14 protein-coding genes are annotated in these 21,524 nt (G+C 52.2%); 5 read left to right on the top strand and 9 right to left on the bottom strand.

The window, feature by feature from the left end; genetic code table 11:
- Window positions 1-15: 15 nt before the first annotated feature.
- The 3 genes from DWZ56_RS13480 to DWZ56_RS13470 are packed head-to-tail and all read right to left on the bottom strand — an operon-like array spanning window position 16 to window position 3,549.
- Entirely contained in the window at window positions 16-1,365 is a 1,350-nt protein-coding gene (locus DWZ56_RS13480) for an N-acyl-D-amino-acid deacylase family protein (protein ID WP_118557160.1), read from the bottom strand.
- A complete protein-coding gene (locus DWZ56_RS13475) occupies window positions 1,359-2,177 on the bottom strand; it encodes a nucleotide-binding protein (protein WP_118557159.1) in 819 nt (272 codons plus the stop codon). The genes DWZ56_RS13480 and DWZ56_RS13475 overlap by 7 nt, the downstream gene beginning before the upstream one ends.
- Before the next feature lie 49 nt (window positions 2,178-2,226).
- The gene (locus DWZ56_RS13470; RefSeq protein ID WP_243095263.1) at window positions 2,227-3,549 is read right to left on the bottom strand and encodes an amidohydrolase; all 1,323 of its coding nucleotides are present in this window, start codon (window positions 3,547-3,549) and stop codon (window positions 2,227-2,229) included.
- A 283-nt stretch (window positions 3,550-3,832) separates the two neighbouring features.
- On the opposite strand from DWZ56_RS13470, the gene purC reads away from it, so the two are divergent.
- From purC to DWZ56_RS13455, 3 genes are all read left to right on the top strand, one after another.
- Entirely contained in the window at window positions 3,833-4,546 is a 714-nt protein-coding gene (purC, locus tag DWZ56_RS13465; protein ID WP_118557157.1) for a phosphoribosylaminoimidazolesuccinocarboxamide synthase, read from the top strand.
- A gap of 165 nt (window positions 4,547-4,711) precedes the next feature.
- Complete coding sequence (purB, locus tag DWZ56_RS13460; protein ID WP_118557156.1) at window positions 4,712-6,142, top strand: adenylosuccinate lyase; 1,431 nt, start codon at window positions 4,712-4,714, stop codon at window positions 6,140-6,142.
- A 288-nt stretch (window positions 6,143-6,430) separates the two neighbouring features.
- Complete coding sequence (locus tag DWZ56_RS13455) at window positions 6,431-7,900, top strand: ATP-binding protein (protein WP_118557155.1); 1,470 nt, start codon at window positions 6,431-6,433, stop codon at window positions 7,898-7,900.
- 69 nt (window positions 7,901-7,969) lie between these two features.
- On the opposite strand, the gene DWZ56_RS13450 is transcribed toward DWZ56_RS13455, so the two are convergent.
- From DWZ56_RS13450 to DWZ56_RS13425, 6 genes are all read right to left on the bottom strand, one after another.
- Window positions 7,970-10,585: an exo-rhamnogalacturonan lyase family protein gene (locus DWZ56_RS13450; protein ID WP_118557154.1), complete on the bottom strand. Its 2,616-nt coding sequence runs from the start codon at window positions 10,583-10,585 to the stop codon at window positions 7,970-7,972.
- Window positions 10,586-10,778: 193 nt separating this feature from the next.
- A complete protein-coding gene (locus DWZ56_RS13445; protein WP_118557153.1) occupies window positions 10,779-12,338 on the bottom strand; it encodes an extracellular solute-binding protein in 1,560 nt (519 codons plus the stop codon).
- Between the two features lie 58 nt (window positions 12,339-12,396).
- Entirely contained in the window at window positions 12,397-13,308 is a 912-nt protein-coding gene (locus tag DWZ56_RS13440) for a carbohydrate ABC transporter permease (protein WP_118557152.1), read from the bottom strand.
- Between the two features lie 14 nt (window positions 13,309-13,322).
- A complete protein-coding gene (locus tag DWZ56_RS13435; protein ID WP_118557151.1) occupies window positions 13,323-14,267 on the bottom strand; it encodes an ABC transporter permease in 945 nt (314 codons plus the stop codon).
- Window positions 14,268-14,626: 359 nt separating this feature from the next.
- Window positions 14,627-16,909: a helix-turn-helix transcriptional regulator gene (locus tag DWZ56_RS13430; protein WP_118557150.1), complete on the bottom strand. Its 2,283-nt coding sequence runs from the start codon at window positions 16,907-16,909 to the stop codon at window positions 14,627-14,629.
- Between the two features lie 108 nt (window positions 16,910-17,017).
- Window positions 17,018-18,649 (bottom strand): ABC-F family ATP-binding cassette domain-containing protein, encoded by a 1,632-nt coding sequence (locus DWZ56_RS13425; RefSeq protein ID WP_118557312.1) that lies wholly within the window; start codon window positions 18,647-18,649, stop codon window positions 17,018-17,020.
- Window positions 18,650-18,944: 295 nt separating this feature from the next.
- On the opposite strand from DWZ56_RS13425, the gene DWZ56_RS13420 reads away from it, so the two are divergent.
- Together DWZ56_RS13420 and DWZ56_RS13415 are read left to right on the top strand one after the other, a co-directional pair.
- Window positions 18,945-19,703, top strand: coding sequence for an exodeoxyribonuclease III (locus tag DWZ56_RS13420; RefSeq protein WP_118557149.1), 759 nt, complete (start codon window positions 18,945-18,947; stop codon window positions 19,701-19,703).
- Entirely contained in the window at window positions 19,700-21,508 is a 1,809-nt protein-coding gene (locus DWZ56_RS13415; protein WP_118557148.1) for an ABC-F family ATP-binding cassette domain-containing protein, read from the top strand. Before DWZ56_RS13420 ends, DWZ56_RS13415 begins: the two co-directional genes overlap by 4 nt.
- Window positions 21,509-21,524: the final 16 nt, after the last annotated feature.

Below are 21,524 nucleotides of genomic sequence, written 5' to 3'. Positions count from 1 at the left end.
CTTTCGTCTTTATGGTCACAGGCGGATCACTCTGCCGGACCGCTCTCCGGTAAAGACTGCCCCGTCCACTGCAGGGCGGCCCTGCACAAACACGTAGGGGATGCCTTTCGGTTTGGCATCGGGAAGCCCCTCGTGGGGGAATCGGGCCATATCGCAGATCCTTACAGGGTCAAACAGCACCAGATCTGCGTCCATGCCGGGCTTTACAATTCCCTTATCTTTAAATCCGAAGGTGGATGCCGGCAGCAGCGTGGCTTTAAATATGGCTTCTTCCAGTGAGAGCAGCTTCTGTTCCAGGACCATTTCCTTAATATATTTGGGGAACGATCCCGCGATCTGCGGGTGTCCCTCGCCTTTTTTATATTCGCCTGTGTCGGTGGACGGCATGGCATAGGGCCTTTTTAAACATTCATACACATCCCCGGGCGTGCCCTCGCAGTAGATGACGGAGTCATCGGGATGGTTTTTGCGCAGGTTTAGCAGCAGTTCTTCATCCAGCGTCCGGCCGATATAGGGGCCGGTGGCCACAACCATGTTGCCGTAATGCAGATTGTTGTCGTGCAGCAGCTGCGGATCATAGGTGGCAGTGCCCACGTAGGTGGACCAGCTGGTATACATGCCGCTGTCGATCATGATATCAAGCCCACGGCTTTTGGCGTCTTCCACGATCTGCAGCGCGTCATTTACCGAACTGGCACAGTACTGGTAAACGAAATGGGAGAGCAGCATGCGCGCTCCGGACAGCTTTGCCACGGTAAAAAGTTCATACAGTGAGTAGAGATCGTGTTCCGTAAACAGGCGGGAGTGCACGGAGCAGACTCTGTTGTACTTCGCCCCGACTTTAGACAGGGCGATCACCTCATCAAGGGAAGCGCCGGGCGAATAATCCAGACCGAAGGACACGCCGCAGGCACCCTGGGAGAGGGCCTGATCCGCAAGCTCCGCCATTCGCCGGATTTGTGTACAGTCTGCAGGCGCATATTCATCCGTCAGGCCGATTGCATGGCGCAGGCTGAAGCTGTGCCCCACCATTTCCGCCTGATTGATGAAAAAGCCATGTTTCTCCTGTTCCTCGAAAAAAGTCTTTAAACACATGGGGCTTAGGCCGCAGTTGCCGCCCACCGTGGTGGTGATGCCCTGACAGGCGGAGAGCTCACCGGAATAGGGCTGGCCGTCCACATGGCCATGGGCATCGATAAATCCGGGGGATACGATCAGGCCGTCCGCATTGATTTCGCGGGCCGCATTGAGAGGCGTGTCGGAGAGTTCTGTGATCCTGCCTCCCAAAATTCCCACATGTTTCTTTATCAGCTGTCTGTGCTGCGTATCCACCACCGTGCCGTAGTTGATGGCGAAGTCTAGCATTTCTTACACATCTTCCGGTTCCATTCCAGCAGATCCTTCCGCTGAAACGGCTGTATATCCGAACACCGGACATCTTCCAGCAGTTTTTGAGCCAGGCCGTTTAACGTCACGCATTCCGCACAGTCCGGAGAGGACTGGTAAATGGTTCTGCCGAGCTCGGAGCACTCCTCAAGCCTGTGGCACTGATGCACACAGCTTAAAACCGGCACATTTACCGCTTCCGCAAAGGCGGCGGGCAGGCCGCAGTTATGTGCGCGCTCATCCTCGCTGATGATGAGCTGCACCGGCAGGGTCTGATGCGCCGAATGGCTTTTGATCGTATTTAATATGCAGTTGGCCGTAGCGATGGAAGGAAATCCGGAATTGATAAAAATCACGCTGCGGCTCCAGGCATGGTTTCTTATGGGCAGCATATACCCGCTGCAGGGACTGTCCACGGAGACATCATAAAACAGAAAGTCCAGGGCCAGTTTATCGTAGATGCCCTGGCTTACCAGCATGTCATCGATCATATCGATGCTCCTGGCCATACAGCCCACCCCGGGGTCCAGGCTGCCAAGCTCCATACAGTATACGCCGCAGCCGCTCTTTACAATATAATCTTCCAGGTTTAATACGTATTTTTCCCTGTATTCTTCCAGCACGGGGATGATATCCTGATCGCCGCGCAGTATCGCGGTGGAATTCAGGCTGATATCATTGCCGATCTGCAGCACGTGATATCCCATATTTGAGAGCGCTGCGCTTAAATGGCAGATGATCGTGGATTTCCCGATCCCGCCTTTTCCTAAAAAACCGATTTTCTGAATCATAATCTGCCTCCCAGAAACCGGAAACCTTCAAAAGTTTCCGGAACAATTGCTATGCACCGGCCATTTCTTCAATGAAATGTATGTATTCCTCTGCGGTAAATACAGGGGTGAATTCGGAAATAATTTTACGGCCTTCCGCCGCGTGATCCTTAAGCAGGCGGTACGCGGTGAGCGCCATCATCTTAGCGGGGATGATATATGCCCTGACCGGATCGGTTATGGCAAAATCGGAGGCATGGAGCGACCCGCAAAAACCTCCGTGTGTGAAATTGACCACCGGCATGATATGGGACAGATCGCCCACATCCGTACATGCGCCGTTAAACATGGAAGGGGTGGCGCATTCATAGGAAACCTCTTCCTTTAAAAGCTCCGCTGCATCAATCAGTGCGGGATCCGCAGGCCTTGCGATGACCGGCAGATATCCGGGCATGTTTCGGATCTCGGCTTTCGCGCCGAATGCGTGCGCCGCGCCTTCAAACACCCGGTTCACCTGACCGCAGACCCTTTTGATCGCGTTAAGCGATCCGGCCCGGATCATCTCTTCCAGGACAACCTCTTCAGGAACCACATTGACGGCGTCCCCTCCCTTTAGTAATATGCCGTGCACGCGGATGTGTTCGTCATCGGGAAAGGTTTCACGCAAAAGCCCCAGCATATTCATGCCGGATGTGGCGGCGTTTAAGGCGTTGATACCGTTCCAGGGGGCTATGGCGGCGTGGCTGGCTTTTCCGTGCATGATGATTTTTTTGGACAGAAATCCGTTGGCGGCAACGTTTCCTAATAAAAGGCCCGCATCGGAATGCGCCATATGTACATGACAGGTCATAGCAATATCCACCGTATCGAAAACTCCAGTGCGGATCAGTTCGCTCTTGCCGGAACCGCTGAATTTCACGCCGTAGGCGGATTCCACTTCACGCCTGGTGGAGTCCGGCACGTATTCCTCGGCCGGGACAGCCAGAAAGGAGATCTCCCCGCAAAGCGCGCTGCGCACCGCAGGATCGGACAGCGCGATGGCAGCCCCCAGCATGGCGGTAAGCTGTGCGTGGTGGCCGCAGGCGTGGGCGCAGCCGGTAGCCGCATCGGCATAGGGGTGGTCACGGCATACTATGCCGTCCAGCTCCCCGATCACGGCGATATGTGCCCCGGGACTGTCTAAAGTGCAGGCAAGCCTTCCTTCCACACCGGTTACAGCCAGCCCTTCACGCACGGAAAGCCCCAGCCTGCGAAACTGTTCCGCGGTTTTACCTGATGTGCGGACTTCGTGAAAACCGGTCTCAGGATGGCGGAAGATATCCTCGGCGAACTCAAGCAATTCACCGGAACGGGCGTCGATGGCGTCCAGAATTTTCCTCTCAATGGCATCCACTGTTTTAAACCCTCCAAAACGCATATTACTTTATCTAAAGTTTAGTAAAACTGAACTTTTAACACAAATTGAAATCATTATAATATTAATTGCCAAATAAATCAACTCCTTTTATATCAAAACTGACAGAATGTGAAAAAAAAACAGGCTCTCTTGCTTTTCAAAAGGGGTAGGAGTATAATATGCGCGTAGGCAGCGGTCCGTAAAGGGCCGGACTTTGCCAGCCCCTTCAGGTTTTTACCCTCCAGGCGGCCCAAGGATAAAAAGAAAGAGGAGAAAAGTGATGGAAAAACTGGATTTACTGTACGAAGGAAAAGCAAAAAAAGTTTACAAGACTGACGTGGAGGACGTCCTGATTGTAGATTATAAGGACGATGCCACCGCGTTTAACGGACTGAAAAAGGGCACCATCGTAGGCAAAGGCGTGATTAACAACAAGATGTCCAATCACATCATGAGACTGCTGGAAAAGGAAGGCGTACCTACCCATCTTGTAGAAGAATTAAGTGACAGAGAGACCGCAGTAAAGAAAGTTCAGATCGTACCGCTGGAAGTAATCGTAAGAAATATCGCGGCAGGAAGTTTTTCCAAGAAAATGGGCATTGAAGAAGGCAGAAAGCTGCTTTGCCCCACACTGGAGTTCAGCTATAAGGATGACGCGCTGGGCGATCCGTTCATCAATGATTACTATGCGCTGGCACTGGGCCTGGCAACGCAGGAAGAGATCGACACCATTGCTAAATACGCTCTGAAGGTCAATGAAGTGATGATTGAGTATTTCAAGAGCATCGGCATTGAGCTGGTGGACTTTAAGATCGAGTTCGGCAAGACCTCGGACGGAACTATCATCCTGGCGGATGAAATCTCTCCGGACACCTGCAGACTGTGGGACATCAACACCCATGAGAAGCTGGATAAGGACCGTTTCCGCAGAGATCTGGGCAATGTGGAAGATGCATATGAAGAGGTATTCAAGCGTCTGGGCATCCATAAATAATATAGAATTAAAGATAATTGAGTAAAGGCATAGATTATGAAGAGGCAGCAGACAGGGGAAGACCCGGCCCGCTGCCTTTAAAAAAATACCGTAAGATGAAGCACACTGAAGTGTGCGCAGGTCATCAGCCTGCGGCTGGTGACAAGATAAGGAGGAAGAATTTTTATGTATGACAAATACTTAAGTCCGCTGTCCGAGCGTTATGCGAGCGAGGAGATGCAGTATATTTTTTCACCGGATAAGAAGTTTCGCACATGGAGGAGGCTGTGGATCGCGCTGGCGGAGACCGAGAGAGAATTGGGACTGCCGGTGACCCAGGAGCAGATCGATGAGCTGAAGGAACATCAGGACGATATTAATTACGAAGTTGCCAGGCAGAGGGAGAAGGAGGTTCGTCACGATGTGATGTCCCACGTGTACGCATACGGCGTGCAGTGCCCGAAAGCCAAGGGCATTATCCATCTGGGAGCCACCTCCTGCTATGTGGGGGATAATACGGATCTGATCGTGATGACCGAGGCTCTGCGGCTGGTGAAGAAGAAACTGGTGAATGTGATCGCAGAGCTGACGAAATTTGCGGATAAGTATAAGGCGCAGCCCACGCTGGCGTTCACCCATTTTCAGCCCGCGCAGCCGACCACGGTGGGCAAGCGCGCCACGCTATGGATGATGGAGCTGAAACTGGATCTGGAGGATCTGGAGTATCTGATCGGCAGCATGAGGCTGCTGGGCTCCAAGGGAACGACGGGCACCCAGGCGAGTTTTCTGGAGCTGTTTGAGGGAGATCATGAGAAGTGCAGGCGGTTGGATCAGAGAATCGCTGAAAAGATGGGATTTGAAGGATGTTATCCCGTATCCGGACAGACCTATTCCCGCAAGGTGGACAGCCGTGTGTTAAATGTCCTGGCGGGGATTGCCCAGAGTGCCCATAAATTTTCCAATGATATCCGTCTGCTGCAGCATTTAAAGGAGATCGAAGAGCCCTTTGAGAAGAGCCAGATCGGTTCCTCGGCTATGGCCTATAAGCGCAATCCCATGAGGAGCGAGCGCATCGCGTCCCTGGCGAACTATGTGATGGCGGATGCCATGAATCCCATGCTGACCGCCTCCACACAGTGGTTTGAGAGAACGCTGGACGATTCCGCCAATAAGCGGATCAGCATCCCGGAGGGTTTCCTTGCTGTGGACGGCATCCTGGATCTGTATCTGAATGTGGTGGACGGCCTGGTTGTATATCCGAAGGTGATTGAGAAACGGCTGATGTCGGAGCTGCCCTTTATGGCCACCGAGAACATCATGATGGATGCGGTGAAGGCCGGCGGCGACCGTCAGGAGCTTCATGAAAGAATCCGCAGCCTTTCCATGGAAGCGGGCAAAAATGTCAAGGTGAACGGCCAGGATAACAATCTGCTGGAGCTGATCGCGGCGGATCCGGCCTTCGGCCTAAGCCTGGATGACCTGAAAGCGGCCATGGACCCTTCCAGATATACCGGCCGCGCCACGCAGCAGGTGGAAGAGTTCCTTGCGTATGTGATCGCGCCGCTGCTTGAGGAGAATAAAGAACTGCTCGGGTTAAAAGCCGAGATCAATGTATAATCAATGTATAAGGCGGTAAGTTTTTGAACTGCCGGCCGTGAATGAAGGCGCCGTTTCCGGGTGATGGAGCGGCGCCTTTTTCATGCCTGGATCTGAAGTCCTTTTCTGTGCCGGAGATGAATCCCGATACCGAGAACGGTATGGTTTATATTCTGATGAATTCAGAAAAACCCCACACTATAGTTGCGATAAATTTATGAAAATTTGTTTTTTGTGAAAAATTTGCGAAAAACTTGTGTAAATACGTCGCGGCGGTTATAATAAATAAAGAAGAAGGGAGGCAGGCGCATGTTAGCGATAGAACTTATTAATTTAGTCAAAAATGTGACAAGGCAGAAATGCGAACGCCAGGACATCGAACTGAAACGCGCCCATGATGGAACGCCGGAGCGGCTGTATGACACGTTATCCGCTTTTTCCAATCAGACAGGCGGAGGTATTATTTTATTCGGCATAGATGAGAAAACGGATTACGAAATTGTCGGAGTTTATGATGCACAGGACCTGCAGGTCCAGGTGACCAATCAGGCGCTTCAGATGCAGCCTGTGGTCCGCCCTGTTTTTACTGTGGCTGAAATAGAAGGTAAGATAGTGGTGAGCGCGGAAATTTCGGAATGTGATATATTTGAAAAACCGTGTTTCTATAAGGGCAGCGGCAGACTGCGGGGAGCTTATATCCGTGTGGGGGAGGCGGATATGCCGATGACAGAATACGAAGTATACAGCTATGAAGCATTTAAAAGAAAAATACAGGATGAGCTTAGGCCCGTTTTGAGGGCATCGACGGATTCACTCGATCCGGACGCGCTTGCGGAATACTTTCTGAAGTTAAAAAAAGCCAAACCTAATCTGGCCAAACAGCCCAATGAGAAGATACTTAAGCTGCAGGGAATCACGGAACAGGGAATACCGACCGTAGCGGGGATCATGATGCTGGGCGAATATCCTCAGGCTTTTTTTCCGCAGCTTAGCGTCACGGCGATGGTGGTGGACGGGACGAAATTCGGCGGTTTGGGGGTGAATGGCGAGAGATTTATTGATAATCAGCGCATTGAGGGAACCCTGACCCAGATACTGGAAGATACGCTTGCCTTTATACGGCGAAATATACGCAACGCAACGATTGTAGATGATGAGGGCAAGAGAGCGGACCGCACGGAATATCCGATGAAGGCGGTGCGTGAGATCGTATTGAACGCTTTGATACACCGGGATTACAGCATCCATACGGACAATTCTCCGATCCGTGTAATTTTGTACAGCGACCGCCTGGAGGTGGAAAATCCGGGAGGCCTGTATGGCAGAATCACGTTGGACGAGTTGGGAAAAGTGGCCGCGGACACCAGAAACCCCTTTATTGCGGGCGGTCTGGAGGTAATGCTCGGAACTGAAAACCGATTTTCGGGCATTCCGACCGTTGTGGATGAGATGGAGAGGGCAGGGCTGCCACCGGCAGTTTTTGAAAGCCAAAGAGGCATCTTCCGCGTTACCCTGTATAACCGTCCTTCAGGCGGGAAACGGGAATTCGCAGTTTCGGAAGCTCTTCCGGATGCGATGCAGCAGATCCTGTTTTACTGCGAACGTCCCAGGAGCCGCACGGAGATTGCGGACTATATCGGCATTGACAGCCCTTATTATGTAGTATCTAAATATATACGCCCGCTGCTGGAAATGGGCAGGCTTAAGATGACATTGCCGGAAACTCCTAAAAGCAAGAATCAGAAATATTATGTGCCTTCAGGAACAGGCGTCCTGTAACAGGTGCTCTAAAGTGAAAAGGCTGTGACGCAGCCGCCGCAGCCTTTTCATTGGCAAATCATTATGAGATCATATGCTGTCCGGATCCTCCGGCAGATATTCCCCGGCCATATCCAGAGAGGTAATGACATTCAGACACCATTGTGACACCGAATTGGTGGAAATCCAGGGGATTTCTTTCTTTACGGAGCCGGCAGGCGCATCCGCCAGATTTTCATAGGAAAACGGATATTTCTTACGGTCCTTAGTCAGGATCTCCCAGATCCTGCGGCCCAGCGCCTCATCCTTTTTCTTTTCTGCGGCGAAGGATACCAGCGTGGCGGCAGCGGAAGGGAAGGACCAGTCCTTATAACCGACCACATCGTTGGTGGCGGCCGCTTTCTCCTCGGGTGACAGGTAATAGAAGGAACCGTATTCCACCAGCATTTCCTCCCATACGGGGTCTTCCAGAACATCTGCCAGCTCCACATAGAGCTGCGGCCCACCCATGCAGGCTGCCAGATGGGAACCGCCGGTGCTCTGTTCACCGATGTAATAGAGCCTGCCGCTTTCGGGATCGTATCCAAAATCCACGCCGGAGATCAGCCGGTAGGGGGCCTGTGACAGGCAATGCACCCCGGTGCGCAGCTTATCCGCGTATTTCTGATCCTCAAAACGCTCCCAGCGCGTGAACCAGTTAAAACAGTAGGATGACCAGTCCGGGCCGGAACGCGCATGGGTGGGATAGGGCGCGTTGGGGTCCTTCTCATAGTGATTGCGCAGCGGATCGGCATGGATGGTGGTGAAATCCACGTCCTTAACCTCGTCCAGCACATCTCCGGTGCGCTCATCCCCTGTCAGGTAATAGTAAAAGCGGTGATGGCCGCACATGGATATGCGGGCTTCTTTGGCGGAACCTCCCCAGTGTTTTACATTGTGGCGGCTCCCAAGACCCTTGAATTCTCCCATATGCAGCACATCCACATCCCTGGTATGCCGGCACATGGCCTCGGCCATGAGAAAGATGTCCGGCCGGCCTGTGCGCAGAAATGAATACCACAGCCAAAGTGTGGGAACCAGCTCCGTATTCTGCCAGGCCCAGCCGCCCAGATCGTACCGCCAGCAGTGGCGGGTGCTGTCATAGGAATGCATGACATCGCCGTAATTCCACAGCCCGTACCATTTCCTGGCCTCGATCTCATTCTGATAGAAACCCACAGCCTGATCCAGGCACTGCTCCAGCCACTGCTTAGAAGGCGTGGAGCGATCGGGAAGGGACCATCTGCCGAAGGCGCGCACATCGTGATAATAGGACGGCTCGCAGACTAATAGCTCCGGCGTCTGCGCCAATTTGGCCCGCGTCAGCAGTTCCCGGTCTGCGGGGCAGCTGCCATGATAGAAATCCAGGGTGAGTTCGTTGGTGACGGCGATCCCGTAAGGCGTGCTGCGGGTGATATCACCTGCGCCGTAATAGGCCTGGCTGCAGCCTTTTGTGTCGTAGAACCGAAGATCCATTGCTTCTCCGTAGGGGGTCCAGAACCAGGCGTTATACCGCGCTTCATCGGTGAGCAGGCCGGATACCTCCAGTCCGGAGGGATATTTCTGCCAGAAATCTTTCATGCCGATTCCCAGCCCCTGGTTTTCATCCCCTGCGTAGAGATAACCCATGGAGCGGTTCCCCTCCAGGGAATCCACCGGCGCGCAGTCAGGCGCTCCTGTGGTTTTGCGGACGCGGAAATGCTCGCTGGAATCCTGGATGAGCTGATAGCCGTCCCAGAAATTCATATTATCCATGGCCTTAAAGGGATCCGGGTCGCGCGCAGGGTCTAAGGACAGGTTTTCACCGTCTATCTGTGCCCGGTACAGATCTTCCGGAAGCGCCGGATGCCAGCTCTTTAACAGCACGCAGGATTCCTTTTGCAGCCCGCCATCGCCGGCGATGCGGACCTTTCTGTTATAAATGGGGCCCTGCACCGGAGCGTCAAACTGCATGCCGACAGACTGAATGAAATCGGTTCTGTGGTCCATATCGTAGCAGAAGGTGTGCATGATCCGCAGTTTATCGCTGTCCCGGTACAGATAATAGCGTAGTGTAAACGGCAGCGCCTGACCGCGGAAATCGGGACAGCCGGTTTCTTCGGGGACATGGATGCCGGACAGTTTGACAACCGCACGCAGTGGGCCTACCTCTTCCACAGTATAGGTATCCGCTGTGCCGAAATACGGCATGATATCGCTGACCGTGCGTGTTCCCTGCTGTCTGTGGTGGCTGATCTGCACTGTCAGGCTGCCGCGGCGGATATACTCCCTGTCCTGAAAGGATACGGAAGGCACGCAGCTTCCGTCTTTGGTAAACAGGACCCGGAGGCTTCCGAGGCGGATGAACAGGCGGTCAGGCCCGTCATCGATCTTAGTATTTTCATCGGAATCCCTGTCTAAGGAGGGGCTTCGGTGATCCGGAGACAGAAACATCCGGTCGGAAGCGCTGTGGGTCAGATCCGCCGTATGGAGCGTCCATTTGACGCTTCCGTCCGGCCAGTAGGCCCGTACCGAGGATTGAAGGGGCAGTGTGCGGGCGGTTTCATCCTCCAGATTCCAGGTATCTGTTCTTTTAACCTCGCCCTTCGCCCAGGGAACTCCGAAGGTTACATAAGAAGCTCCAGGTATACGGTGAAGGCGGTGTAAAGCAATCTTTGTCTGTGACATCACATTCAATTCTCCTTTCCCTGTCACCAACCGAAGGTTGATGACCTACGCACACATCAGTGTGCTTCCTCTTTCCCTGTCACCAACCGAAGGTTGATGACCTACGCACACATCAGTGTGCTTCTGCCATATATAAGGCCGGCCGCCCACGGTCAAACTGCGGGCGGCCGGCAATGAGCTGCAAAATTCTGGTTTATTTGCTGTAGCTTGCGTTTACTTCTTCGATGACCTTGTCGCCGCCCTGCTGTCTCCAGCTTTCGATGACGGATTTCCATCCTTCTTCATCCAGTTCGCCGACGATGTACTGGATTCTGGCGTCGGAGATCAGCTGATCCAGCTGAGCGCCTACGGAGTTATAGGTATCGGAGGTGCGCAGCAGAGCCTTGCCGGGGTTGCTGACAATATAGTTTTTGTTTTCTGCCTGTACATCCAGCACCTGTGCAGCCAGTTCGTTGGCAGGAGTCTGCTTAAAGAGCTTATCCGTTACATTCATCATGATCTGGTTAAAACCGTCGCTCTCACCCAGGGAAATGATGCCGGTGCCGAGCTTGGTAACTGTGCCGTCTTCGTTGACTTCATAATCCGTTCCTTCAATTCCGTAGGTGAAAAGGTTCTGGCAGTATTCATCGTTGAGCTTATCGAGGAAGGTCAGGCAGCGGTCCAGATCCTCTTCTGTTTTGACAGATGCCTTTGAAACAGCCAGGATGCCGGAGAAACCGTCGGTAGACGGAGCAACTTTGCCGGCAGGAGTCTCAAACGATGCGGTAACCGTAAGGCTGGCATCGATGTTTTCCGTGTTAAAGTGCGTATAGAAAGAGTTCGCTTCATCGGCGTCACTGATATATACGCCGGTCTGCTGAGCCTTGAACGCATCTTTTACGCCGGAGTTCTCCAGAGTGGCGAAATCTTCATTCAATATGCCCTCATCGTATAAGCCTTTCAGCCAGTTCATGGATTCGAAATACTCATCGAACAGAAACGCGGGCTGCAGTTTGCCGGACGCGTCTTCACCCCATCCGTTGGGAGCGCCGAACCAGAGGCCGGCCGTATCAAAACCGGTGGACGCTTTGGTGGAAACAAGGCCCCAGGTATCATTCTGGCCGTTGCCGTCAGGATCGTTAAAGGTGAACTGTCTTAAGATTTCCTCAAATTCATCCAGCGTTGTGGCGGGCTTGAGGCCGAGCGCATCCAGCCAGTCCTGGCGGTAAACGATGCCGTGGCGCATAAGCGTACGGGAACGGGGGATGCCAAAGACTTTGCCGTCAATCGCAATATTCTGCATTACGATGTCATCGATCTGGGACAGGTTTTCGTATTTGGACAGATAATCGGTCAGATCCCAGAACGCGCCTGCACGGCAGTTCTGTACCGCGTTGGAATCGATGGATTTTAGCAGGGTGATTTCAGGAAGCGTGCCGCCTGCGATCATGGTGCTGATCTTATCGGTGTAGTCCGCATCCAGTATCCAGGTCCATTCGATATCATAGCCGGTGTATTCCTCCAGCTTCTGTACCAGGATGTTATCCTCGGTAACGGGGTTTCCGTTAAAGGTCAGGCTCATAATGCTGACTTTCTGGCGCTCCTCGGATCCCTTGGTGGTCTGGTCCGCAGCAGAAGTCTGCGTCTGTCCCGAATTGGCGGCAGATGTGGTGGTGCCTTCATTGGCGGTGTTGCTCTGGCAGCCTGCCATGCTGCCGATCAGCAGCATGGCCGATGCGGCCAGGGCGGTTAGTCTTTTGATGGATTTTTTCATGTTGGTTCCTCCTTATATGGTTTTAATTTTAGAACTTTTGAGTTAGTATGCCGGCAGATCAGCCTTTTACGGCGCCTACGATCACGCCCTTGGTAAAATGCTTCTGCAGCAGCGGATAAACCAGAAGGATGGGCAGCGTGCCGAATACGATCACGGCCATCTGGATGCTTTCCGCCGGAGGCCGGGTGGCCAGCTCGTCAAATTCGCTGCCGTCGATCACGCCGTTTGCCAGCATGATGATCTGACGGAGCATGATCTGCAGCGTCCATTTCTTCATATCGTTGATATACAAAAGTGCGCTTGTATAGCTGTTCCAGTAGCCCACCGCATAGAAGAGTGAAAAGGTGGCCAGCACCGGTTTGGACAGGGGCAGAGCGATGCGCCCCAGGATCGTCAGATCGGACGCCCCGTCTATTTTGGCAGCCTCCTCCAGCTCCATCGGCAGCCCTTCGAAGAAATTCTTTACCACGATCAGGTTCCAGGTGCTTAAAGCGCCGGGGATGATCAGGGCGGCGAAGGTATCAATCATATGCAGGCCCTTGATCACCAGGAAAGTGGGGATCATGCCGCCGCTGAACACCAGGGTGAAGGAGATCAGCGAGAGGATCAGGGAGCGGCCGGCCAGCCTCTTCTTGGAGAGGGAGTATGCCAGGGTGACCGTCAAAAACATGGCGAGCAGCGTGCCTGTGATCGTGATAAACAACGTGTTTAAAAAGGCTCTCGGCAGCGTGGCCGAGGAGAATATGTACTTATAGGACTCTATCTGAAAGGTGTGCGGGATCAGAAAAAAGGCCCTTGTGAGTATTTCCTGCTCCGTTGCGAAGGAACAGGCGATTACATATAAAAACGGTGAGATGGTCAGAAAGGCCACCGCAATCAGGAAAATGACATTGAATACGTCAAATATCCGGGAATATATGGTGTCGTTGCGGTGCAGCTTCTGTGCCGGCTCTTTAGCTTTTGATTTCATATCGCGCCTCCTTGTCAGAATATACCGGATTCGCCGGCCCGTTTGGCCAGCGCGTTGGAACCGAAGATCAGTATGATACCGATCAGCGATTTAAACAGTCCGACTGCCGTCGCCTGGCTGTAGGATCCCTGTGTGATGCCCAGCGTGTAAACATATGTATCAAACACCTCCGATACGGACCGGTTCAGGGCGTTGCTCATCAGGAAGATCTGTTCAAAGCCCGTATCCAGTACATCACCCATCCGCAGGATCAGCATGATGATGACGGTGCTGCGGATAGCGGGCAGCGTGATATGCCAGGTCTGGCGGAAGCGCCCGGCCCCGTCCACAATGGCCGCTTCATAGAGCTGCAGGTCCACGCCCGACATGGCGGCGAGGAATACGATGGTTCCCCATCCAGCTCCCTTCCATATGGACTGCCCGATGATCATCGGGCGGAACATGTTGGTGGAGGTGAGAAATTTCACGCTTTCCAATCCAAGGGACTCCAGCATGCGGTTGATGATCCCGGTGGAGGAGAAGATCGTATAGGTCAGACTTGCGACGATGACCCAGGAAAGAAAGTGGGGTATATAGACACAGGTCTGGATCGCTTTTTTCAGCCGCTGCATCCGCAGCTCATTGATCAGGAGCGCGAGCAGGATCGGGGCGGGAAAAGCCAGCACGATATTCAGCAGAGAGATCCACAGCGTGTTGATGAACAGCTTGGAGAAGTTAGAGCTGCTGAAAAACTGGACAAAGTGCTTCATACCCACCCATGTGCTGTCAAAGAAGCCGGTGTAAGGGTTGTAATCCTTAAAAGCGATCAGCACGCCCCACATGGGAGCGTATTTGAATAGTACATAATGGATCAGTCCGGGTATCATGATGATATACAGCCATTTATCCATTTTTATGCGGTGCATTAATGTCTGCTTATTGCTCATGGCGGGAATGCCCGGTGCCTTTTGTTTGGCCATAAGTGCAAATCTCCTTTCTATTGTTACCAGCCGGCAGCCAAAGACTGATTGGCTTTAACCGGCTTCCTGTTCATGCGAACATAATGCACTAAAAAAACGGCATAATCAATAATCATTTGGTCAAAAAGCATAATCATTTAAACAGTGGGGAATATAATCAGATGATCATTGCGCATAAAATAGAGAAAAATGCTTGAAAACATACGAAATGCACAAATGGCTGAATGCTACGGCAGAAATAAATCCGCGATGAAAGACCGGAACAAAAAAGGAAGGGACTGTGAAGATAGCTGCTGTCTCACAGTCCCTGCGAAAGCCGCCGGCAAAAAATCTGCGGCTGTATAAATGTATGATAGACCCTATGGCCTGTACTGTGAACGGTACTGTCCGGGAGTCAGCCCCGTTTTCTTTTTGAAACTGCGTATGAAGTTCTGCGAATTGCTGTATCGCAGATCCTCCGCAATGACCGCTATGGAACGGTCGGTTTCCGTGAGCCATTTCTGGGCCATATGGAAGCGGTAATCCTCCAGATACTGTGAGAAGGTGGCGTGATTCTGTTCTTTGAATACCTGCCACAGATACATGGGATGGCACCCCAGCTGTTTTGCGCAGCTCTCTAACGTAAGGTCGGAGGTGAAGCCGCTGCGGATGATGGTGACCGCCCGGCGGCTTAATTCTTCCTGATCGCTGCTGTTGCCTTCGCCTATGGCCTGCATCATGGGCCTGATTAAGTGCTTCATAAAGAAATGACACATGGATCGGACATCATAGACGCGCGCGAGCCCTTCGGCTATATGTTCCGGCAGCGCGTCCTGCAGGTTTTTCTGTTCCAGATCCGGCTCTTCCGTCATGGTGAGGACGGAAGCGGCCAGCCGGATGACATAAACTTCATAGATTCTCGGATCCCGCTTAATACAGTAGATGGATTTTGCGATGCGGTTCAAAGCCTTTTCCACATCTTCCATAACTCCGTTGCGGATGGAGAAATTCAGCTGGCTGCACAGACCGTCCGGAAAATATGGGCCGGAGGGCTCTGCGGCGGCACTTAGCAGTACATTGTTTTCCGTCTGCGGATGATAGGCCAGGGAAGCCGCTGCCTCATAGTAAGCGCTGCGGACCTGGGAGCAGTCCCCGAACACTTCGCTGATCCCCACGGATATGGTATTTCCCTCTTCCGAAAATGTTTCAGCAACCGTCTCACTGATCTGAAACAGGCCGGACATGAATTCGGAGGTATTCTGTGAACTGCCCATCCAGACTACAAAGAGCCCGTTAAAGATGGTGGTGGCCATGGTCTTATCCAGCGGCAGAACGCCATATATGCGCTCCATTAATTGGAGTAGTCCGGCGCTGCCGCTGTCTTCCTGACTGACCATCTGAAAGACGAGAATGGCCATGGACTGATTGCCGCGTTCAATGCCGATCTCATCAATTTCTTTATCCGCCTGTTCGGGACTGAGCTGATTTTTAATCAGTTTCAGAAGAAACAGTTCCTTTAAGCTGTTCTGAAACAGCAGGATCTGCTTTTCCAACAGCTGCTTCTGTGTCATCATGGAATCCACTCCGGCTTCAATAATGCGGAATTCATTGCCCGTGACTCTGCCGGTTTTATCTTCCCCGGCGCTGCCGATTCTCATGACAAGGCCGCGGATGGGCGTATACAGCCAGCGGCAGATCAGAAGAATCACTGCCAGAAGCAGGCAGACGATGCATCCGCCCAGCATCAGATAAGTGCCCAGCAGATGGTTTAAGGAGCTTTCCACTCTGCCGGCTTCATTTAAAGTCATATAGACCCACCCGTTGCTGCCCTTTAAATAGCTGGCATAGTAGCTGCCGGAACTGTTCTGGATATAACAGGTGTTCCGGTCAGTGCCAAAATCAACCTCATCCAGCACCGGTATATCCTCTGCGCTTTTACCGATCCAGGAGGAATCCTCGCAGTAAATGACGGTGCCGTGCTCATCGATGATGGTCATGGAGCTGTTCTGGCTGTCGGTTCTCTTTAACAGATCCTTCATCAGGCCGCTGTCGATGCTGACCAGAATCGCTCCCTGGCGGCTGTTGCTGTACATAGGGCATTTGATGAACAGGGTGATCCCTTCAATTTCAAAATAGCCGTTCTTGCCGGTCCTCTTTAAACCGTCCCAGTTGGGAATATTGGTCCAGAATATGGTTTTATTCTGCTGCTCGGATTCCTCAATCAGGCTCATCAAGATATTTTCCGTCTCATCGTCCTGCACATAAAAGCCGGTAAGAGTATTTCCGATGACATAGTTTTTCTCGAAATTGATGAAATAGGCCGCCCGGGTGATGTTCTGCTGGGAGAGAAAATTACCGAGCCAGCGCTGCACGGAAACCAGGGAAGAGTATTCTCTGTAATTCAAATCGGAGTAGAAATATTTTGACATGATTTCCTGCGTGGCGGTGGAAGAAAAGTAAGATTCCGCATACTGCAGATAGGACTCCAGCTGTATGCTGCTTTTGTCCAGATATTCCATTTCCATCTCAAACACCTGATCGCGCATGACTGTGGTGGTTTTATGGATGGTATAGAGTCCGAGGAGCACAAACGGAAGCAGGCTGATGAGCAGAAGAACAAGGATCAGCTGCAGCCGGATCGATCGATTATGTAGCTTATTCAAACACACACCTCCTAGTTATGAAAAAAGACAGCCCCCGCGGAGCCTTTTGGCAGGGGCTCTCGCGGGGGGCTGTCCCCTGGATTACAAAATGCGGTTCGTTGCCAGAGATCAGTCCTCATCGTCTTCACTCACCTGATTGATCTGTCTCTTTCTGACGGAAATATCGCTTTCCAGATACTCATCATAGGTGGTGATCTTGTCGATCAGGCCGTCGGCAGTCAGTTCCATGATACGGTTGGCCGTGGTCTGCACAAACTGGTGGTCATGGCAGGAAAACAGGATGACGCCGGGGAACTTGATCAGCGCGTTGTTCAGCGCGGTGATGGATTCCATATCCAGATGGTTGGTGGGCTCGTCAAAGATCAGCACATTGGTGGCCTGGATCATCATCATGGAGAGCTGGCAGCGCACCTTCTCACCGCCGGAAAGAACCTTCAGCTTCTTTAAACCGTCGTCCGCCGGAAACAGCATTCTGCCCAAGAATCCGCGCACATAGGTGGCATCCTTCACCGGGGAATACTGCGTCAGCCAGTCCACAATGGTCAGATCCGAATCAAAGATATCCGTGTTGTCCTTGGCAAAATAGGCCTGGGAAGTCGTGATGCCCCATTTATAGCTTCCTTCGTCGGGTTCCAGCTCACCTGCGAGAATCTGAAACAGCGTGGTTTTAGCCAGCTCACCCGCGCCCACAAAAGCGACCTTGTCCCCATGATTGAGGATAAAGGAAATGTTATCCAGCACCTTTACGCCGTCAATTGTTTTGGAGAGGTTTTCCACCACCAGGATCTCATTGCCGATCTCGCGCTCCGGACGGAAATCAATATAGGGGTATTTCCTGCTGGAAGGGCGGATCTCATCCAGCTGGATTTTTTCCAGCGCGCGCTTTCTGGAGGTCGCCTGTTTCGATTTGGAAGCGTTGGCGCTGAAGCGCTGGATGAAGTCCTGCAGCTCCTTGATCTTTTCTTCCTTTTTCTTGTTGGCTTCTTTCATCTGCTTGATCATCAGCTGGCTGGATTCATACCAGAAATCATAGTTGCCGGCATAGAGCTGGATCTTGGCATAATCGATATCCGCGATCTGTGTGCATACTTTATTCAGAAAGTAACGGTCATGAGAAACCACGATGACAGTATTGTCAAAGTTGATCAGGAATTCCTCCAGCCAGGCGATCGCGTCAAGGTCCAGATGGTTGGTGGGCTCATCCAAAAGCAGGATGTCCGGATTGCCAAACAGAGCCTGTGCTAACAGCACCTTCACCTTGTCGTTGCCGCCCAGATCCTTCATCAGCGTATAATGCAGGCCGGTGTCGATTCCGAGGCCGTTTAACATCGTGGCGGCATCGGACTCCGCTTCCCAGCCGTTCATTGCGGCGAACTCGCCCTCCAGTTCGGCGGCGCGTATGCCGTCTTCATCGGAGAAATCCTCCTTCATATAGATGGCTTCCTTCTCCTTCATGATTTCATACAGCCGTGCATTTCCCATAATGACGGTATCCAGCACCGGATACTCGTCGTATTTAAAATGATCCTGCTGCAGGAAAGACAGGCGCTGTCCGGGAGTGATAATAACGTCCCCGCTGGTAGGCTCTAACTGGCCGGACAGAATTTTTAAGAAGGTGGATTTACCTGCTCCGTTCGCGCCGATCAGCCCATAGCAGTTCCCCTCTGTGAATTTAATGTTTACATCTTCAAACAATGCTTTTTTACCGATTCTCAATGTGACATTGCTGGTACCAATCATTTTAAACAACCTTTCTCTAATCGGCAGCGATCCGAATACAACGGATGACTGCATAATGTTCGTTATTTTACAGCGGCCCTGCCGGCCGCCGTCCCAATTGTATATTTTACAGGAAATATTATATTTTGCAAGGCTTTTTGCCCTCAATTATAAGGGGAATAACGATTTTACCGGCCCGCGGTTGCAAAGGCATTCAGATATTGGTATAATAAGGTGTGCCGGTCCGGCTGCTGTTCACGGCCGCCGATCAAGCAGTGTATGACAGGGATGAATGGACAAAGGAGACTTTAATTATATGAAAAAAATGATATCATGGAATGTAAACGGTCTGCGTGCGTGTATGGGTAAAGGGTTTATGGACTTTTTTACTCTGGCGGACGCAGATGTTTTCTGTATACAGGAAAGCAAGATGCAGGAGGGACAGCTTGCGCTCGATCTGCCGGGATATTACCAGTACTGGAATTATGCGAAGAAAAAGGGATATTCGGGCACCGCTGTGTTTGTGAAGGAGGAGCCGGTCAGCGTGTCCTATGGCATGGGGATTGAGGAGCATGATGAGGAAGGGCGCGTGATTGCGCTGGAGTATCCAGAGTATTATGTCGTAACCTGCTATACGCCCAATTCCCAGAGGGAACTTACCAGGCTTGATTACCGGATGGAATGGGAGGACGCGTTTTTCTCATATCTGAAAAAGCTTGAAGAGAAAAAGCCCGTGATATTCTGCGGGGATCTGAATGTGGCCCATAAGGAGATTGACCTGAAGAATCCGAAAACCAACCGCAACAATGCCGGCTTTACCGATAAAGAGAGAGAAAAATTTACGAGGCTGTTAGACAGCGGCTTTGTGGACACATACCGGTATTTTAATCCGGATAAGGAAGGCGTCTATTCCTGGTGGTCCTATATGTTTAAAGCCAGGGAGAAAAATGCGGGATGGCGCATCGATTATTTCTGCGTTTCCGAAGGTCTGAAGGGGAAGCTTATAAGCGCGGACATTCATACTGAGGTGATGGGATCCGATCACTGCCCCGTGGAGGTTTGTATCGATCTATGAACTTACTGACAATGGAACATCTGACAAAATTTTATACGGAACGGATGCTGTTTCAAGATGCAGGTTTTAGCATCAACGAGGGCGAGAAGATCGGGGTGATCGGAATCAACGGTACCGGAAAGACCACGCTGCTTCGGATCGCTGCCGGTCTTGAGGAGCCGGATGAAGGGACGGTGACCATGGGAAACGGGCTGGCGGTTAGGTATCTGGCCCAGAACCCTTATTTTGAGGAGGGGAGCACGGTCCTTTCCTGTGTGATGAAGGGAAACAGCACGCCTCACAATAAATGGACGCTGGAGAGCGAGGCCAAAGCCATGCTTACCAGGCTTGGCATCTATGAGTTCGGCACGGAGATAGAGAAGCTGTCCGGCGGCCAGAAAAAGAGGGTGGCGCTGGCCTCTGTGCTCCTGTCCGAAGCGGATATACTGATACTGGATGAGCCCACCAACCACCTGGACAGCAGCATGGCGGAGTGGCTGGAGGACTATCTGAACCGGTTTAAAGGAGCGCTTCTGATGGTGACCCATGACCGGTATTTCCTGGACAGCGTGACAAACCGGATCGTGGAGATTGACAAAGGCAGGATATACAGTTATCAGACCAATTATCTGGGATTTCTGGAGCTTAAGGCGGAGCGGGAGGCCATAGAGCAGGCCAGCGAGCGCAAGCGCCAGAGCCTGCTTCGCACGGAGATCGCATGGATGCAGAGGGGGGCGAGGGCCAGATCCACCAAACAGAAGGCGCATATACAGCGTGTGGAGGATCTTAAGGAAAGGCAGGCACCCGTGCAGGACGGCCGCGTGGAGATGGAATCCGTCTCATCCAGGATGGGCAGGACGACAGTGGAGCTTGAGGGATTGTGCAAGTCCTACGGAGAGAAAAAGCTGGTGGAGGATTTCAGCTATATCTTCCTGAAAAACGACAGGATCGGCATCATCGGCCCCAACGGCTGCGGGAAGTCCACGCTGATGAAGATGATCGTGGGGGCAGCCAAGCCCGACAGCGGCGAGGTCGTGATCGGACAGACCATAAAGACCGGTTATTTTTCACAGGAAAACGAATATATGGACGAAAGCCTTAAGGTGATCGACTATGTGCGTGAGGGAGCGGAGATTATCCGCACGCCTTCCGGGACAGTGACCGCCTCACAGATGCTGGAACGCTTTCTGTTTCCGTCCAACATGCATTATACGGTGATCGGAAGGCTGTCCGGCGGAGAGAAGCGCCGGCTGTATCTGCTGCGTGTATTGATGGAGGCGCCTAACGTGCTGATACTGGACGAGCCCACCAACGATCTGGATATAGAGACGCTTACCATCCTGGAGGATTATCTGGACGGCTTTGACGGCATTGTGATCGCCGTGAGCCATGACCGCTATTTCCTGGATCGGGTGGCAAGAAGGATCTTTGCCTTCGAAGGCGGCGGAAAGATCACAAGATATGAGGGCGGCTATACGGATTACCGGCAGGAGGCGCAGATCCGTCAGAGTGAAAAACCGCAGGAGGATAAGGACGCGGCATTAAGGCCAAAGCCCAAACAGGACAGGACAGAGCGCCCGAAGAAACTGAAATTCACCTATCAGGAACAGAGGGATTACGATACCATTGAGGAAGTGATCGCCTCCATCGAAGAGCGCATTAGCGGGCTGCAGCAGGAGATAGAGGCGAGCGCCCATGATTACGGGAAATTAAACGTTCTGATGGCCGATAAGGAACAGGCCGAGGGCGAGCTGGAAGAGAAGATGGAAAGATGGATGTATTTGAATGATCTGGCGGAGAGAATCGCTGCCCAGAGCGGGCAGTGAGCATGAACGAAGATAG

This window comes from Lachnotalea sp. AF33-28 (assembly GCF_003477885.1).
In the GTDB taxonomy this organism is placed as follows: domain Bacteria; phylum Bacillota; class Clostridia; order Lachnospirales; family Lachnospiraceae; genus AF33-28.
This window is presented reverse-complemented; position numbering and strand designations above follow the sequence as displayed.